Genomic DNA, 17,182 nt, shown 5'->3' on the forward strand with positions numbered 1-17,182 from the left:
CCGGGTTCTCCAGGGAGGCAGCAGATGGAAATCGGCATGATCGGGCTCGGTCGCATGGGGGCGAACATGGTTCGTCGCCTGATGCGCTCGGGTCATCGCTGCGTTGTCTACGACGTCAACGCCGCTGCGGTGACCGGACTCGCGGGGGAAGGGGCGGTGGCTGCGACCTCACGGGCCGACCTGGTGTCGAAGCTCAGCGCGCCGCGCGCGATCTGGCTGATGTTGCCGGCAGCGATCGTCGACACGGAAATCGACGCGCTCACGCCGCTCCTCGCCGCGGGTGACGCCATCATCGACGGTGGTAACTCGCACTATCAGGATGGCGTCCGCCGCGCAGCAGCACTGGCTACCCGCGGCATCGACGCGGTCGACGTCGGGACGTCGGGAGGCGTGTGGGGACTCGAGCGCGGCTACTGTCTGATGATTGGCGGTGAAGCCGCCACGGTTGCGCGCCTCGATCCGATATTCGCCTCGCTCGCGCCCGGCCTCGCCGCGGCCCCACCCACCAGCGGACGCACACCGGGGAGCGGCACCGCGGATCAGGGCTACCTGCATTGTGGCGGCGCTGGCGCGGGTCACTTCGTCAAGATGGTGCACAACGGGATCGAGTACGGGTTGATGGCGGCGTACGCCGAGGGGTTCAACATCCTGCGACACGCCGACGCCGGACTGCACCAGAAGGACGCCGACGCCGAAACGACACCACTGCGCCAGCCGGAGATGTTCGGCTACACGATGAATGTGGCCGAGATTGCCGAATTGTGGCGTCGCGGCAGTGTGGTCCAGTCGTGGCTGCTCGATCTCACAGCGCTCGCGCTCCACCAGAGTCCGCAGCTCGAAGGGTTTGCCGGGCGTGTGTCGGACTCCGGAGAGGGGCGCTGGACCCTCGAAGCCGCGATTGAAGAAGGTGTGCCGGCGCCAGTACTCAGTGCCGCACTCTTTGCGCGGTTTTCCTCGCGCGGCGCCGCCAGCTTCGGCGATCAGTTGCTGTCCGCGATGCGATTCCAGTTCGGCGGCCACCACGAGAAGCCCGCCGGAGGCCACGGATGAGCCCGCAGTCGGACGCCCTGGTCTTTTTCGGGGCCAGTGGCGACCTCGCGTACAAGCAGATCTTCCCCGCCCTGCAATCGATGATGCAGCACGGCCACCTCGACGTGCCGGTGATCGGCGTCGCACGTTCGGAATGGAGTATCGACGATTTTCGCGCGCGCGCCCGGCAAAGTATCGCCGAACACGGCGGCGTCGATGAAGCGGCGTTTGCGAAACTCTCGGAGCTGATGCGCTACGTGCAAGGCGAATACACCGACGCCGACACCTATACCCGGCTGCGCGCGGAAATGGGCGAGCGATCGCACCCGTTGTTCTATCTCGCGATTCCGCCGTCACTCTTTGATGACGTGGCAAGTGGCCTCGCGGCCTCGGGGTGCTCCACCACCGGACGGCTCGTGGTCGAAAAGCCGTTCGGGCGTGATCTCGCTTCGGCCCTCGAGCTCAATACCACGCTGCACAACTACTTCCAGGAATCCGACATCTTCCGGATCGATCACTTTCTCGGCAAGGAGCCGGTCCAGAACCTGATCTACTTCCGCTTTGCGAACACCTTTCTCGAACCACTCTGGCACCGCAACTACATCGAGCGTGTCCAGATCACGATGGCCGAGTCGTTCGGCGTGAAGGGGCGCGGGAAGTTCTATGAAGAAGCCGGCGCCATCCGAGACGTAGTCCAGAATCATCTGCTGCAGATCGTCTCACTGCTCGCGATGGAGCCACCGGTCGCCCACGGACCCGATGCCATCCGCGACGCCCAGGTGGAGGCCTTTCGCTCGATCCGTGCGCTCACACCAGATGATGTCATTCGCGGCCAGTTCGATGGTTATCGCGACGAGGAAGGGGTGGCTCCCGAGTCGAATGTCGAGACCTATGCGGCGGTGCGACTCTGGCTCGATTCGTGGCGGTGGTCTGGCGTTCCCTTCTACATCCGCGCCGGGAAGAACCTCCCGGTGACCGTGACCGAAGTAGTGGTCGAACTCAAGCGGCCACCGCAGATCCACCTGGGAGATACCGGCCAGGCGAGTCCGAACCGCTTCCGCTTCCGTCTGAGTCCGGATGTCTCGCTGGCGCTGGAGGCGCGCGCCAAGGTCGCCGGTGAGGAAATGGTCGGCGAAGATGTCGAGCTGCTGGCAACGCGACGGCCTGGTGCGGGGCCCACCCCGTACGAGCGCCTGCTCCACGAGGCGATGGATGGCGATCAGACGCTCTTCGCGCGGCAGGACATGGTCGAAGAGGAATGGCGTATCGTCAACGGCGTCCTCGGCGACTGCTCGCCGCTTCACTCCTATGCCGTGGGGAGTTGGGGGCCCGCCGATGCCACCAATTTCATTGAAGGCGGAAGCTGGCACGACCCGATCCCGGATACGGCCGGATGATCGAAGTCGCGCCCGACCCGGCCGGACTCGCGAATCGCGCGGCCACGCGCATCGTCGCCACGGCGCGACGCGCGATTGCCGACCGCGGCGAATGCGTGCTGTTGCTGTCGGGCGGGACGACACCGCAGGCAACGTACGCCCGACTGGCCTCGCCCGAGTTCGCGGGCCAGGTCGATTGGTCGCGGGTCCACATCGCCCTCGGCGATGAGCGCTACGTTCCGGCGGACGACCCGCGAAGCAATTTCCGGATGATCCGCGAGATCCTGACCTCGCGGGTGCCGATTCCCGTTGCGAACGTGCATCCGGTCGACGTGGCGCGGCCGCCGATCGAGGCGGCCCTCGCCTACGAGCGCACGTTGCGCACTCTGCTCGGCAGTGGCCGCCCCGATCTGGTCCTCCTCGGCCTCGGCGACGATGGTCACACCGCGTCGCTCTTTCCCGGGCACGCCGCGGTCCGCGAGCAGGTACGCTGGGTTGTGGCCGAGGAAATCGCCGAGCAGGTGATGTGGCGGATCACGGTGACGCCGCCGCTTCTCAATGCCGCGCGCGAAGTCATCTTTCTGGTGAGCGGCGCGGCCAAGGCCGATGTGCTGCGCAGCGTCCTGGAACCGCCACGCGACCCCGATTCACTGCCGGCCCAGGTGATCCATCCGGGTAGCGGTCGCCTGGACTGGCTGGTGGACGAGGCCGCTGCGGGACGGTAGCCTTTAGCATATGGGCCGAATGCACCTGTCAGGAGGACGTGTGAGTTACCAACCAGATCGCCGTGAATTCCTCGCGACCACCGCGGCGATGGGCGCCATGCTCGCCCTCCCTGGTGCGTCACCGGAGAGCACGGCGGCGCCGGTCCGGCGGGTCACCTTTGCGGCGCGGCCCTTCGACCTGAAGGCAGTGCGGCTCCGGCCTGGAATCTTTCGCGACGCCCTCGATGTCAATCGCCGCTACCTGATGTCGCTCGATCCCGATCGGCTGTTGCACTCCTTCCGCACGACCGCCGGGCTCCCGTCCACGGCCGAGCCGTACTACGGCTGGGAAGCGCCCAATAACGAATTGCGTGGACATTTTGTGGGCCACTATCTCAGTGGCTGCGCGCTGATGGGGGCACAACTCGGAGATGGCGAAGTCCGCCGCCGCGGCGACCTGATCGTCGATGGCCTCGCCGCGTGCCAGCGTGCGGATGGGTACCTCAGTGCCTTCCCCGATGAACTCTTCCAGCGACTTCGCGATGGCAAGTCGGTCTGGGCGCCGTTCTACACCCTCCACAAGATCATGGCCGGGCTGCTCGACAGTTACACGCTGAGCGGCAACGCGCGGGCGCTCGAGATGGTCACGAAGATGGCGGAATGGACACGGACGTGGGCCGAGCCGCTGGATGCCGCCCGCATGGCGCGGGTGCTGAACAACGAGCATGGCGGAATGGCCGACACGCTGTACCAGCTTGCGACCGCGACCGGGAACAGCGCCTGGTCGACGCTGGCGCAGCGCTTCCATCACGAGCGGATCCTCACGCCGCTGGCCGAGCAACGCGACACCCTCACCAAGGTGCACTCCAACACTACCATCCCGAAGATTCTCGGCGCTGCGCGGCACTACAACCTCACTGGCGAGCAGCGTTCGCGCGACATCGCGGAGTTCTTCTGGAAGACGGTAACGCAGCGACGCTCCTACGTGACGGGAGGCTCGAGCAGCGGCGAGCTCTGGCTGGGTGAACCGGGGAACCTGACGAACACGCTGTCGTGGGACACCGAAGAGAGCTGCGTCACCTACAACATGCTCAAGCTCACGCGTGATATCATGGCGTGGAACGCGGACGCGCAGGCCGCGGACTACTACGAGCGCGCGTTGTTCAACGGCATGCTCGGCACCCAGCATCCGCGCGACGGCGAGAAGCTGTACTATCTCGCGCTGGCCTCGGGTTTCTGGCGCTACTTCGGAACACCCGACAAGGGCTTCTGGTGCTGTCACGGATCGGGAGTCGAATCGTTCTCGAAGTTCGGTGACAGCATCTACTTCCGCAGTGATGACGGCCTCTACGTCAATCAGTTCATCGCCTCGGAGCTCGATTGGCCCGAACGCGGGCTGCGGATTGTTCAGGACACAACCTTCCCGCACGAAGCCACGACCCGACTCCGGATTTCGGCGAAGCACGGCGTATCGATGGCGCTGCGCCTGCGCGTCCCGAGCTGGACCACCGGCGCGACCGTGAAGGTGAACGGCTTGAAGGTCAAGAACGCGGTGGCCACGCCGGGCCAATGGCTCACCCTCAAGCGGACCTGGCGCGATACCGACCTGGTGGAGTTCACGACGCCGATGTCGCTCCACACCGAGGCGCTACCTGGCGAGCCCACCCAGCAAGCCGTGATGTTCGGACCACTGGTCCTCGCTGGCAGGCTGGGTGCCGAAGGGCTGACCCCCGACGTGCTTCGCGCGCCGCCGACACCGGTACGGATGTCCCCCGACAATCCTGCCAAGCCGATTGCGGTGGCACCGATCCGGGCGTCGGGCGACGTGACGAACTGGGTCACCCCGGTCGCGGGGAAGACGCTCGAATTCCAGACCAAAGGGCAGAGTGAGCCGATTACCCTGGTCCCGTTCAACTCGATCATGGACGAACGATTCGTGGTCTACTGGCAGGTCAACCCGCCAGGGGCGGGCTGATAGCTGGCACCGCGTTCCCAATCGGAACATTGCAAGAGTTCTCTAGCGCCAGGCGTCAGACGCCTTTAGGCTTACCAATCATGGGCAGCTTCAGGCGGGGTGGCTTGGCATTGACGATTCGTCGCGCGCTTTCAGGCGTTGCGACGGTTGCGCAGTTGCTGCTGCTCATCATGCCGCTGGTCGACCGCAACGAGAACGGCAGCGCTCCCGTCTCGATCCAGTCGCTGGTCGCCGGCTCCGGCAGCTCGATGGGCGCGGCAACGCCGACGAGCACGACGCATCACGACGCGACCACCTGCCCTGCCTGTATCGCCCAGACCCTCTTCGCGCACGTCGCCTTTGGCGTCCGTCTGCCGACCAGCATCGTGTCGGAACGCGCGCCTGCCGATGTCCGACCGCTTCTCCTCCCGCATCACGATCCGCCCTCCAGCCATCAGTCGCGCGCACCACCTGCTGTCAGCTGACGCGTAGTCGGTAGTCGAGTCGCGCCCATCAGGGCCGATTCGCGTCTCTCACGGCAGGGAAACATGCGAACTTTTCTTGGCGCGCTCGCGCTGGCAGCCCATGCCAGCGCCGGGCTCGGTCAACAGGCAACAGGTACAACCGCTACCGGCGCGACGGCGCCGATCATCGGACCGGAATGCGCCCTGGCGCAGTCCGCGGCTGGTGCGCGACCCGATGGCCCACTCTGCCTCTCGCGGGCCGGAGCGATTGCCGGTGCGCTGATCGCGAATCCGCAGTTGCAGGTTGCCGGCGCCGTGGCGCAGCAGGCACGCGCCGGGAAGGTGATGGGTGCCGCGCTCCCCGACCCAGTCTTCGGCGCCGAGTGGGACAACTCGAAGGGCCCGTTCGGCCTCGGCGGCCACGACAGCAAAGTCGTCGGCGCCTCGATCACCATCCCGTTCGTCAACAAGTTCCGGCTCAACTCCAGGATCGGCACGGCGGGGATCCGGCAGAGCGAATCGGATTCGGTAACAGTGCGGCAGGCGATCGCGGCGCAGACTTCCCAGACCTACGACGCGTTGCTCGCGGCGCTGCGGCACCAGGCCAACCTGCGACAGGCCGACTCCCTCGCGGTGGAGTTTCTGGCCAGGACGCAGTCGCGCTTCGAGGCCGGCACAGTGGCGCGTCTCGATGTCGTGAACGCGCAGGTGGGCGTGGCTCAGGCCCGCAACGACCTGATGGCCAACGAGCCCGACATTGCCAATGCGCGGGCCTCGCTCAACCGGTTGCTCGGCCGACCGCTTGGCGCACCGCTGGTTACCGCAGACACGCTGATGGTTCCGGAGACGCTTCCCGGGATTGATGCCCTCGAAGCCGCGGCCCTGCACCAGCGCCCCGAGCTGCGATCGCTGCAACATCAGCGCGACGGCGCCCGGGCCGCGACCACACTGTCACGCGAGTTCTGGCTCCCCGATCTCACCATCGGCATCGCCAAGGATTACGACGCCGCCCCAACGCCAGGCTACCTCACCACGGCGATCTCGTTTCCGATTCCGATCCTCTATCGCAATCACTCGAAGGGTGAGATCGCCTTGGCGAAATCGCGCGAGGACGAACTCGCCGCGAGCTACCGCGACCTCACGGCCGCGGTGAGTGAAGAGGTGCGCCAGAGTTACGCTGCAGCGGCCACCGCCCAGCGCCAGGCCGTGTTCATCCGCGACGAACTGCTGCCGGCCGCACGCCAGGCCTATCGCATCGCCGCTGCGAGCTACGCCCTCGGCGGCTCGTCGGCGCTCGAGGTCAACGCTGCACGGGTGGCGCTGGTCGCTGCCGAAAGTCAGTACACCGATGCCCTCGCCGCTTCGAACACGGCGCGGGCCGACCTCGAGCGCGCGGTGGCCTCACCGCTCGCGACGTTTGGAACGGGAGTCTCCCAATGATCGGCAGCCCGGCACGCAATGCGCTCGCGCTCATCTTTGGCATCACCCTGGCCATCGCAGGGTGCGGCCGCAGCAAGGCACCCGACACGACCACCGTCACCACCAGCAGCGATGGCGGCACGGTCGTGACGCCGGAGCAGCGCAAGCAGATCCTGACCACGCCGGTGGAACGGAAGGCGTTCTCGCCCACGATCCTCACCACCGGAACGGTGCAGTTCAACGGCGACAAGTCGACCCAGATGCTGGCGACGATTTCCGGGCCGGTCTCGCGGTTGCTCGTGAACACGGGGGATGTGGTCCATCCGGGACAGCAGCTCGCTACGGTCGCATCACCCGACTTCGCCAGCACCGTCGCCGACTATCGCAAGGCCGAGGCGTCTCTCCGGAATGCCCAGCGCATTGCGACTCTCGATGAGAAGCTTTACGCCAATGACGCACTGGCGCGCGCCGAACTCGATCAGGCCCATAGCGACCTCGCCGCCGCTGAAGCAGATCGCGACGCTGCCCTGCAGCAGGTGGCCGCGCTCGGAGTGGACTCGGTATCGATCGAAGCCATCCGCCAGGGGAAGGCGCTTGCGAGCGGACAATCGGCGCTGCGTGCGCCCATTGCAGGCGTCGTCGTCGAACGGCTGATCACGCAGGGGCAGTTGCTCGAGGCCGGAGCGACGCCGACCTTCACGATCGCGGACCTCAGCTCGGTGTGGGTGATGGGGCAGGTCTTCGAGAGCGATGCGGGTTCAGTGTATCGCGGCGAGCAGGTGATGATCAGGATCGATGGCGTCGCGGATTCGTTCCCGGGGCGAATCGACTACGTGGGCGCCCTCGTCGACCCCGACAGCAAGGCGCTCGGCGTCCGGATCCTGGTGCCGAACCTCAAGCAGCGCCTCAAGCAGAACATGCTGGTCCGCGTCGAAATCCGCGGTTCGCGTGCGCGCGAGGGGATCGTGATTCCGGTCGCGGCAGTGCTGCGCGACGACGACAATCTCCCCTTCGTCTATGTCGATGCCGGCAAGGACCATTTCAGTCGCCGGCGCATCGGACTCGGTGGCCGGACCGGCGATGTGTACGAGGTCACCAGCGGTCTTGCCGCGGGTGAACAGGTCGTGATCCAGGGCGCGCTCTTCCTCCAGCAGGCCGCCGGTTCCCAGTGACCGAGCCGCACAGCAGCCACGGCCATCTGCCGTCGGCCGACACCTCGACCACCAAGCTGTCGGTGATTCACCGCATAGTGGCCACCGCACTCGCGCAGCCGATCCTCGTCCTGCTCGCGAGTGTGGCACTGGTGGCCGTCGGCATCTGGTCATTTTCCCGGCTGCCGATTGACGCTTACCCCGACCTCTCCCCGCCGATCGTGAGCATCTCGACGCAGTGGGCCGGGCAGGCGGCCGAGGAGATCGAGCGCGAGATCACGGTGCCGATCGAGACCGAACTCAACGGCATTCCTGGCGTGCACGTGCTGCGCTCGGTGTCGTTCTTCGGACTCTCGTCGGTCGACCTCACGTTCGACGACGGCGTCGATCCGTATTTCGCGCGCCAGCAGGTATTCGAGCGACTCGCCGATGTTGAACTCCCCGACGGCGTCAGCGCCGGCGTGGAACCGCTCTTCTCGCCGTCCGGTCTCGTCTACCGCTATGTGCTGGAAAGCCCCGACCGATCGCCGATGGAACTCAAGACGATCAACGACTGGCTTATTGCCAAGGCTTACAAGTCGGTGAAGGGCGTGGCGGATATGTCGGGGTTCGGCGGCCCGACGATGGAATACCACGTGGTGCTCGATCCGACCCGGCTCGCCGGCGCGGGGCTGGCGGTGTCCGACGTGGTGGATGCCCTCGACAAAAACAACAGCAACGCCGGCGGCGGCTTCTACTCCGAGGGCGGGCAGTTCTACTACGTCCGCGGACTCGGTCGCCTGCAGACGCCCGAGGACATCGGCAACGTGGTGCTCGCCGTGCGTGGCGGCACACCCATCCTGATTCGCAACGTCGGTCAGGTCGAGATTGGGAACGCGCCCCGCACCGGGCTGTTCGGCTTCAACAAGAACAGTGACGCCGTCGAAGGCGTCATCCTGATGCGCACCGGCGAGCAGGCGCAGACCGTCCTGAAGGGGGTGCAGGCCAAGACGGCGGAGCTGAACAGCTCGGTGCTCCCCAAGGATATCCGGATTAAGCCGTACTACGACCGCAGCAATCTCATCGAGCTGACTACGCGCACGGTCGCGGAAAATCTCGGCCGCGGCATCTTTCTCGTGGTGGCGGTGCTGATCTTCTTCCTCTTCGATGTTCGCTCGGGGCTGATTGTCGCGGCGACCATTCCGCTGGCCCTGCTCTTCGCCTTCATCTGCCTCGACCTCAAGCACATTCCGGCGAACCTGCTGTCTATCGGTGCCATCGACTTCGGCATCCTGGTCGATGGCGCAGTGGTGATGGTCGAGAATATCCACCGGACGCTCGCCCGAAAACACGGCACGGTGTATTCCATCCGGGAAGTGATCGCCGAGGCGGCCGCGGAGGTCGATCGACCGATCGTGTATGCCGTCGCGATCATCGTGGCAGGGTTCCTCCCGATCTACGTGCTCACCGGCCCGTCAGGGCGGCTCTTCACGCCGATGGCCGACACCACGATCTTCGCGCTCATCGGTTCGTTGATCCTCGCACTCACGGTCCTGCCGGTGCTTTGCGCCGTGGTGCTTCGGAAGGGCGTGCAGGAGCGGCGCAACGGTGCCTTCGAGTGGGTTCGCGAGCGCTACGTCCGCGCGCTCGACTGGTGCCTGGCGCGGCCGCGTCTCACGGTGGGCGGGTCGACCGCGATCTTTGCCGCCGCACTGCTGCTCGCGACCCGCCTGGGTGCGGAGTTCATGCCGCACCTTGATGAAGGGGCGCTCTGGGTCCGGGCCACGATGCCCGCGACCATCTCGCTGGACGAATCGGCGCGGCTGGTGCCGCAGATCCGCGAGATTCTGAGCACCTTTCCCGAGGTCACCGATGTGGCCTCGGAGCACGGCCGCCCCGATGACGGCAGCGATGCCACCGGGTTCTTCAACGCCGAATTCTTCGTCGGACTCAAGCCGTACGCCGACTGGAAGGGCCCCTATCACACCAAGGCCGGCTTGATTGACGAGGTCAACAAGAAACTCGCCCGATTCCCCGGCGTGGAATTCAACTACACTCAGCCCGCAGAAGATGCCGTCGACGAGGCCGAGACCGGGCTCAAGAGCTCGCTCGCGGTGAAGGTCTTCGGGAGTGATCTCAAGGTACTGGAGCAGAAGGCCTTCGAGATTGAAGCGGTACTGGCGCAGGTCCGCGGCATCACCCGGATCACTCAGGTTCACGAACTCGGCCAGCCCTCGCTCAACATCAAGGTCGATCGGGCCCGGGTCGCGCAGTACGGTATCAATGCGGGGGACGTCAACACCCTGATCGCGGCGGCTGTGGGCGGCGCGGCGGCCACCAAGGTGGTGCAGGGCGAACGAAGCTTTGATGTGGTGGTGCGATTGCAGGAAGAATCCCGGCGCACGCCGGAGCAGATCGGCGCGATCCTGATGGCGACCCCGAGCGGCAAGCAGGTACCGCTCCGCGAGCTCGCCGACATCCAGGTCTCGAGCGGCGCATCCTACATCTACCGCGAGAACAATTCGCGCTATATCGGGGTCCAGTTCGCGGTGGTCGGTCGCGATCTCGCGGGTGCAGTTCAGGATGCCCAGAAGCAGGTTGCGGCGAAGGTGAAGCTCCCCGGCGGCTATCGTGCCGACTGGGGCGGCGAGTACGAGGACTATACCGCGTCGCGCGGGCAGCTCGCGTTCGTGTTACCGCTCACCATCATCCTGATTTTCGTGCTGCTCTTCGCGCTGTACCGCAACTTCTCGTTTCCGCTGATTACCGTGGTGGGTGTCGTGCTTTCGGCGCCGGTAGGAGGGCTGCTCGCACTTGCGGCCACCGGCACACCACTCTCCGTCTCGTCGGGGATCGGCTTCCTCGCGCTCTTCGGCGTCTCGGTGCAGACCGCCGTGGTCTACATCTCCTACGTCAACGAATTGCGCTTGCGAGGGATGGGCATCGCCTCGGCCGCACGCGAAGCGGCCTCGCACCGACTCCGACCGATCATGATGACGGCGCTGGTCGCCGCGCTCGGCCTGTTGCCTGCGGCCTTTTCGACCGGAGTCGGTTCCGACTCGCAGAAGCCGTTCGCGCTGGTGATTGTGGGGGGACTCTTCTCGCGATTGCTGATCTCGGTCTTCCTGATGCCGGTGCTCTATGTCGGCACGGCGCGCGAGGGCGACCGACTCGAGGTCTAGCGCGGATCAGCCGCCGACACGCTTCACCTTCATCCCGCGCACGGTCAGCTCGGCGATCACCACATCCCGGTGATCGCCCTGAATCTCGATGACGCCGTCCTTCACGGTGCCGCCGGAACCACAGCGCTTCTTGAGCTGAGTGCCCAGCTGTTCGAGGTCGGCGGGAGAAAGGGGGACACCACGGATCACCGTGACGCCCTTCCCTTTCCGGCCACTCGTTTCGCGACCGACGCGCACGATGCCATCGCCAGCGGGCACGGCCGTCGAGTGGCGGCAGCGACACTGGTTGATCTGCTGACGACAATCGGGGCAGGTTCGCCCCAGCTCGGTAGAGTAGACCAGGCCGCCGCGTGGCGGGCGGGGTCGCGATGGCATCACTGCTCCTGAACCTTCGGGATCGGATACGAACGGCGCAGCAAAGTAACGCGGGGCCTCACCGCCGTCGCAGCAATCCCCAGACAACCAGGATCACGCCTGCCGTCGAGATGGCGAGCGCCATCAGGGCCATTCGTCGGGCGCGGGCCACCGCAGCAAAGGCATCCTCGTCGAGGTAGAGTCGGCCGAGTTCGCCGTCGCGGAGAATGCCCCGGCTGCGGAGCGACTGCAGGGCGCTGATCTCGAGGCCGAGTTCGGATGGGGCCCGCGCCGTGGCACGACCGATGGCGTGAGCATGGCGGAACACGTCGGCCACGCCACGTTCGCGAAAGGCGATCATCTCGCCAAAGCCACTCATTGCGGCACCTCCTGCAGGAACGTTCCCTGCTAACGCTACCGCGCGGTGCAGCTCCCGGCTATGGCTCCTGCGCCAGGGAATCGCGGAGGGCGTTGCGCGCCACCGCCGTATCGCCAGCGCGGGTGGCTCCGCGAACACCGCCGGCGCCGGGCAGTTTCGACTGTCCGATGATTGAATCCCGCTCGCGTTCGGTGCGCGCAGGCGGTGGCGCCGACTTGCAGGCAGCGAGGAGAAGCAGGCCACAGGCGATGCATCGCAATGAAACGCTCATACTCCCTCCGATCGCACCGCGAGCGCATCGAGCGCGCTCCCGGTGACACGAAAGATGGTCCATTCCGACATCGGCACGGCGCCAAGCGACTCATAGAAGCGGATGGCGTCGGCGTTCCAGTCGAGCACCGACCACTCGAGTCGGCCACAGTTCCGTTCGAGGGCAATCGCCGCGAGCCGTACCAGGAGTCTGGTACCGATGCCCAGACCACGAAATGCCGGGAAGACGAAGAGATCTTCGAGGTAGAGGCCGCGCTGGGCGAGGAAGGTCGAATAGTTGTGGAAGAAGAGGGCAAAGCCGGCGGGGGCTCCGTCGACTTCGGCGATGATCACCTCTGCATCTGGTCGGGAACCGAAGAGCGACGCGTGGATCAGCGGTTCCGTCGCCACCACCGAATCGGCGAGGCGTTCATACTCCGCCAGTCCCTTGATGAGGGTGAGGATCAACGGCGTATCCTCGGGCACGGCGGCGCGGATCTCGATCGTCGGCATCGTCATCCCCGGATGGCCGCCTGGGCCCATCCCAGGATCAGCACCAGCGCCGCCAGCTTGCCGACCCGAGGCCAGCGCGGCCACAACACGCCAATACTCGCGGCCACCACCAGCATCGCGACCACCACCAGCGGGAAGACCGCCGCGAGATCGGGTGCAGCAGCCCCCGTCAGTAGCAGCGAGTGCGCCGCGAGCCCGGCCGCGTAGGCGAGCGCGATCACGCCGGCCGCCGGGTAGAGGCGTCGCAGGAAGGCACCTTCGGGGCGTCGACGCGCTTCGCGGCGCCACGCCACCACGACAATCGCGATGAGCAGCAGCGAGATGTCGGCGATCGCAAACCAGCGGAGCGTCGGATTCCCAATACCCGGGGCAAGCTGCTCGCCAATGATGCTCCCCGCAGCGCGTAACATCCGATCGAGCCCACCGCGCCAGAGCACGCTTCCAGCGATCGGCCAGCCATCACCGGTCCAGTGCGAGAGGGCGAGCAACAGCAGCAGGGGAACCAGTGCGAAGGCGACTCGACGAATCGGCGAACGCGATCGGCCGCTTCCCGAGAGATACGCCCACGCGACGGCCGCGGCGGGCAAGCCAATGCCCGCAGGCGCCACATAGACCGCGACGACCGCCGCGAGGGTGCCATACGCCAGCGAGAAGCGCGGCGCGTGCAGCATCACCGCGAGCGTCGCCAGCATCAGCGTGAGAAGCGGTGGGCCGATCAGTGAAGCACTGTGCAGCGGAATGAAACCGGGAAGCACGACCACCATCAGCGCCGCGCCCACACCGGCCACTGGCCCCGCCGCGGCGTCCACGATCGAGAGCGTGAGAGCGGCACTGATGCCGCCGCAGATCGCCGGCAGCAGCGGACCGAGCGAGGCGGACCAGGCCCCCTCCATCCCCACGATGTAGAATGACCCTCCTGCACGGGCGCGCCACCAGATCACGGCCGCCGCCACAAGCCAGGCGAGGATCGCCCGTCGACGCGGGGGAGTCAGCGGCCGCCGCCCGCCGGATACCAGCGGCCTCCGGTGCGCGCCATTTCCTCCAGCACCGGGGCCGGGTGAAAGCGTGGTCCGTGCGCTGCCTCGAGCCGTTCGAGCCGGGCAACAGCCTCGGCCGCTCCCATCGCGTCGAGGGTGCGCAACGGGCCGCCACGGAATGGCGGATAGCCGATACCGTAGATCGCTCCGACGTCGGCATCGCGCGGCATCCGCACGACACCTTCGCCCATCGCCATGGCCGCTTCGTTGAGCATCGCGAACACCAGGCGATCCTCGACGCGTTGCCGATCGACCTCACCCTGCGGGCGAACACCAAGCAGCTGGAAGACGCTGCCATCGGCGCCGGTCTTGTGGCCATCCTTGTAGAAATAGAAGCCGCGCTCGTTCTTCCGGCCGAGTCGATCATCGGCGCGCATCACGCCGATTACGCGCGACGGTGTCAGGCGATCGCCAAAGCTCTGATGCATCACCTTGCCGGCCTTCTCGCCAACATCGAGCCCGACTTCATCGAGCAGGGCAATCGGCCCAACCGGGAAACCCCATTGCGTCATCACCGAGTCGATCACCTCGATCGGGGTCCCTTCTTCGAGCAGATACCCGGCCTCGTTGACGTAGGGCGAGAGGATGCGATTGACCCAGAAGCCAGGCGAATCGGCGACGACGATCACCGTCTTCCCCATCCGTCGACCAAACTGCACTGCCGTCACGATGGCATCGGCGCTGGTGCTGCCCGTGGGAATGACTTCGAGCAGCGGCATCTTCTCGACCGGCGAGAAGAAGTGCATGCCGAGGATCCGTTCCGGATGATGTGATTCCGCAGCGATGTCGTGAATCGGAATCGTCGAGGTGTTGGTGGCGATGATGGTGGTAGTCGGCACCGAAGCTTCGATGTCGGCAATGACCTGGCGCTTGACCGCGACATCTTCGAAGACCGCCTCGATGATGATCTGCGCCCCACCAAAGCCCGAGAAATCGCCGGTGCCCGAGAGCAATGCGCGCTGACGCTCGTATTCGAAACGCGTGAGCCGGCGGCGCTTCAGTCGTTCGGTGAGCAGGTCAGTCGCCGCCTTGATCCCCTTCCCCACCCGCACCAGATCGGCATCCTTGAGACGCACCTCGACATTCGCCTGCAGCACCGCGGTGCCAGCGATCCCCGAGCCCATGAAACCACTGCCGATGACACCGATCCGCCGAACCGGTCTCGCGCGTCCCATTCCGGCCGGCACGCCATCGTCCTTCTTGAGTGCCGTCGTGGCAAAGAAGATCTCGACCAGTCGGCGCGACACGTCGGTCATCGCCAGTTCGCCAAACGCCTGTGCTTCGGCCTCGAGACCCTTGGTCATGCCGCTCTCGAGCGAGGTGCGGATCACGTCGATCGCACGCAACGGCGCGGGATAGTTGCCACCGGTCTTCTTCTCGACCATCTCCTTCGCCTTGGAGTACACCACGAGTCGGCCGAGTGGTGTGCCATCGAGCACGGCGCCACCAATACCACGTCCCTTGCGACTCGGCTTCCAGCCGCGAGCGAGACGTTCGGCCGCGGCAATCGCCGTCTCCAGCAGTATCGCCTCGGGCACCAGCTCATCGACGAGACCGATCTGGAACGCCTTCTTCGCGCGTTCACTCTTGCCGGCGAGGATGATGTCGAACGCCGCGCGAACGCCGATGAGCCGTGGCAGGCGATTGGAGCCGCCGGCGCCCGGAATCAGGCCAAGCTGAGTTTCGGGCAGGCCGAGCTGCGTCTTCGGATGATCTGATGCGACGCGGTAGCGACAGGCGAGAGCGAGTTCGAGCCCGCCACCGAGACAGGCCCCGTGAATCGCCACCACGACAGGCTTGCTGGAATCGGCAACGCGTTGCATCAACAGCTGGCCGTCCCGCGAGAGGCGCACCGCTTCTTCAACGGAGCGCAGCTGTACAAACTCTTCGATGTCGGCACCGGCAATGAACGAGTCGGGCTTTCCCGAGCGAAGCACGATTGCCTTGGTTGGTTCGTCGGAGGCCAGGCGCGACAGCACTTCGTCGAGTTCCCAGCCGACCGCCTTGCTGATGGTGTTGACCGGCTCGTTCGGCACGTTGAACGTGACGATCGCGACATTGCCGCGCCGCTCCACCACGAACGCGCTCACGACACACGCTCCAGGACCATCGCGAACCCCATCCCGCCTTGTGCACAAATCGAAATGAGGCCGAACTGCACATCGCGACGCACCATCTCGTTGGAGAGCGTCGTCACCAGTCTCGCACCAGTGGCCGCAAACGGGTGACCGATCGCGATCGACCCGCCCGAGACATTGGTCCGGCTCCAGTCCACTTCGCCGGTCACGCCCGGGAGTCCGAGGCGCGCCGACCACTCGGGCGAACCCCACGCCTGAATATTCGAGAGCACCTGTGACGCGAACGCCTCGTGGATCTCGACCAAACCGAGGTGCTGCCAGGTGATCCCCGCGCGCTTGAGTGCTAGCGGCACCGCATAGGCCGGCCCCATCAGTAATTGCCAGCCCGGGTCGACGGCGGCCACCGCATACGATCGAATCGCGGTGAGCGGACGGTAACCCATCGACTTGGCCTTTTCCTCGCTCATGATCAGCGTGGTTGCGGCCCCGTCGGTGAGTGGCGATGCGTTGCCTGCGGTGACCGAGCCGTAATTGCGGTCGAACACCGGCCGCAGCTTGGCGAGGGCATCGAGGGTGGAGTCGGCGCGCACGGTGTTGTCGGCCGCGATGACCTGATCCATGCCACGCCCCGCGAACCACGGCGCAATTTCGGCGGTGAGCCGGCCATCGGCAGTGGCGGCGGCCGCGCGCTGGTGACTCATCAGGGCGAGTTCGTCCTGCGCCTCGCGCGTGATGTGATTCTCCTTCGCCATCTTCTCTGCCGACTGCCCCATGCTCTCACCGGTGCTCGGCTCGGCGATGGCGGGTGAGACGGGCACCAGGTCGCGAGGCCGGACCTGCGCGAAGAGGCCAAGCCGCTCACCGAGTGAACGCGCCTTGCTCGCCGACACCAGCACCTGGGAAAACTTCCGGGTATGCAGGATCGGCACATCGGAAAACGTCTCGACCCCGCCAGCCAGGATCACATCGGCGTGCCCGGCCATGATCTGGTCGGCGGCGTTGCAGATGGCCTGGGCCCCCGAGGCGCAGGCGCGATTCAGGGTGTATGCCGGGACGGTGCGGGGGAGCTGCGGCAGCAAGGATACTTCGCGCGCCACATTCGGAAGCAGTGGCGACGGCACCACCTGGCCGTAGATGACCTCATCGACCTCCGACCCGGGAAGTTCGGTTCGATAGAGGAGTTCGCGGGTGCAGTGGCGGGCCAGATCGGCGGCCGAAGCGTCGCGCAGCACCGTACCGGCCTTTGCGAACGGCGTCCGGACCCCGGCAATGACAACTGCGCGGCGTCCGGGAGATGGAGTGAGCATGGCCGAA

15 protein-coding genes are annotated in these 17,182 nt (G+C 66.0%); 8 read left to right on the forward strand and 7 right to left on the reverse strand.

The features are described 5' to 3' along the window. Positions 1-24: 24 nt before the first annotated feature. The 8 genes from gnd (at position 25) to V4558_04895 (ending at position 11,258) form a co-directional block, all read left to right on the forward strand. Positions 25-1,050: a decarboxylating 6-phosphogluconate dehydrogenase gene (gene gnd / locus V4558_04860; GenBank protein ID MES2304811.1), complete on the forward strand. Its 1,026-nt coding sequence runs from the start codon at positions 25-27 to the stop codon at positions 1,048-1,050. Further along, positions 1,047-2,426 carry a glucose-6-phosphate dehydrogenase gene (zwf, locus tag V4558_04865; protein MES2304812.1) on the forward strand — a complete coding sequence of 460 codons (1,380 nt, stop codon included), beginning with the start codon at positions 1,047-1,049 and terminating at the stop codon, positions 2,424-2,426. The genes gnd and zwf overlap by 4 nt, the downstream gene beginning before the upstream one ends. After that, positions 2,423-3,130: a 6-phosphogluconolactonase gene (pgl, locus tag V4558_04870; protein MES2304813.1), complete on the forward strand. Its 708-nt coding sequence runs from the start codon at positions 2,423-2,425 to the stop codon at positions 3,128-3,130. The genes zwf and pgl overlap by 4 nt, the downstream gene beginning before the upstream one ends. 40 nt (positions 3,131-3,170) lie before the next feature. Continuing rightward, positions 3,171-5,084, forward strand: coding sequence for a beta-L-arabinofuranosidase domain-containing protein (locus tag V4558_04875; protein MES2304814.1), 1,914 nt, complete (start codon positions 3,171-3,173; stop codon positions 5,082-5,084). A gap of 110 nt (positions 5,085-5,194) precedes the next feature. Continuing rightward, entirely contained in the window at positions 5,195-5,548 is a 354-nt protein-coding gene (locus V4558_04880) for a hypothetical protein (GenBank protein MES2304815.1), read from the forward strand. 63 nt (positions 5,549-5,611) lie between these two features. Continuing rightward, entirely contained in the window at positions 5,612-6,967 is a 1,356-nt protein-coding gene (locus V4558_04885) for a TolC family protein (protein MES2304816.1), read from the forward strand. Further along, the gene (locus V4558_04890; protein ID MES2304817.1) at positions 6,964-8,118 is read left to right on the forward strand and encodes an efflux RND transporter periplasmic adaptor subunit; all 1,155 of its coding nucleotides are present in this window, start codon (positions 6,964-6,966) and stop codon (positions 8,116-8,118) included. The genes V4558_04885 and V4558_04890 overlap by 4 nt, the downstream gene beginning before the upstream one ends. After that, positions 8,115-11,258 carry a CusA/CzcA family heavy metal efflux RND transporter gene (locus tag V4558_04895; protein ID MES2304818.1) on the forward strand — a complete coding sequence of 1,048 codons (3,144 nt, stop codon included), beginning with the start codon at positions 8,115-8,117 and terminating at the stop codon, positions 11,256-11,258. The genes V4558_04890 and V4558_04895 overlap by 4 nt, the downstream gene beginning before the upstream one ends. 6 nt (positions 11,259-11,264) lie before the next feature. On the opposite strand, the gene V4558_04900 is transcribed toward V4558_04895, so the two are convergent. Genes V4558_04900 through V4558_04930 form a run of 7 tightly spaced genes read right to left on the reverse strand, consistent with a single transcriptional unit; the run spans position 11,265 to position 17,175 of the window. Beyond that, positions 11,265-11,633, reverse strand: a complete 369-nt coding sequence (locus V4558_04900) for a translation initiation factor Sui1 (protein MES2304819.1) — start codon at positions 11,631-11,633, stop codon at positions 11,265-11,267. Positions 11,634-11,691: 58 nt separating this feature from the next. Beyond that, on the reverse strand, positions 11,692-11,991 hold the full coding sequence (locus V4558_04905) for a hypothetical protein (protein MES2304820.1): 300 nt from the start codon (positions 11,989-11,991) through the stop codon (positions 11,692-11,694). 58 nt (positions 11,992-12,049) lie between these two features. After that, positions 12,050-12,262 carry a hypothetical protein gene (locus tag V4558_04910; protein ID MES2304821.1) on the reverse strand — a complete coding sequence of 71 codons (213 nt, stop codon included), beginning with the start codon at positions 12,260-12,262 and terminating at the stop codon, positions 12,050-12,052. After that, the gene (locus tag V4558_04915; protein ID MES2304822.1) at positions 12,259-12,753 is read right to left on the reverse strand and encodes a GNAT family N-acetyltransferase; all 495 of its coding nucleotides are present in this window, start codon (positions 12,751-12,753) and stop codon (positions 12,259-12,261) included. The genes V4558_04910 and V4558_04915 overlap by 4 nt, the downstream gene beginning before the upstream one ends. A 2-nt stretch (positions 12,754-12,755) precedes the next feature. Next, positions 12,756-13,706, reverse strand: coding sequence for a hypothetical protein (locus V4558_04920; GenBank protein ID MES2304823.1), 951 nt, complete (start codon positions 13,704-13,706; stop codon positions 12,756-12,758). Between the two features lie 35 nt (positions 13,707-13,741). Beyond that, complete coding sequence (gene fadJ / locus V4558_04925) at positions 13,742-15,880, reverse strand: fatty acid oxidation complex subunit alpha FadJ (GenBank protein ID MES2304824.1); 2,139 nt, start codon at positions 15,878-15,880, stop codon at positions 13,742-13,744. Then, positions 15,877-17,175: an acetyl-CoA C-acyltransferase gene (locus V4558_04930; protein MES2304825.1), complete on the reverse strand. Its 1,299-nt coding sequence runs from the start codon at positions 17,173-17,175 to the stop codon at positions 15,877-15,879. Before V4558_04930 ends, fadJ begins: the two co-directional genes overlap by 4 nt. Positions 17,176-17,182 lie beyond the last annotated feature (7 nt).

The sequence above is a fragment of the Gemmatimonadota bacterium genome (assembly GCA_040388535.1).
Taxonomy (GTDB): Bacteria; Gemmatimonadota; Gemmatimonadetes; order Gemmatimonadales; family GWC2-71-9; genus Palsa-1233.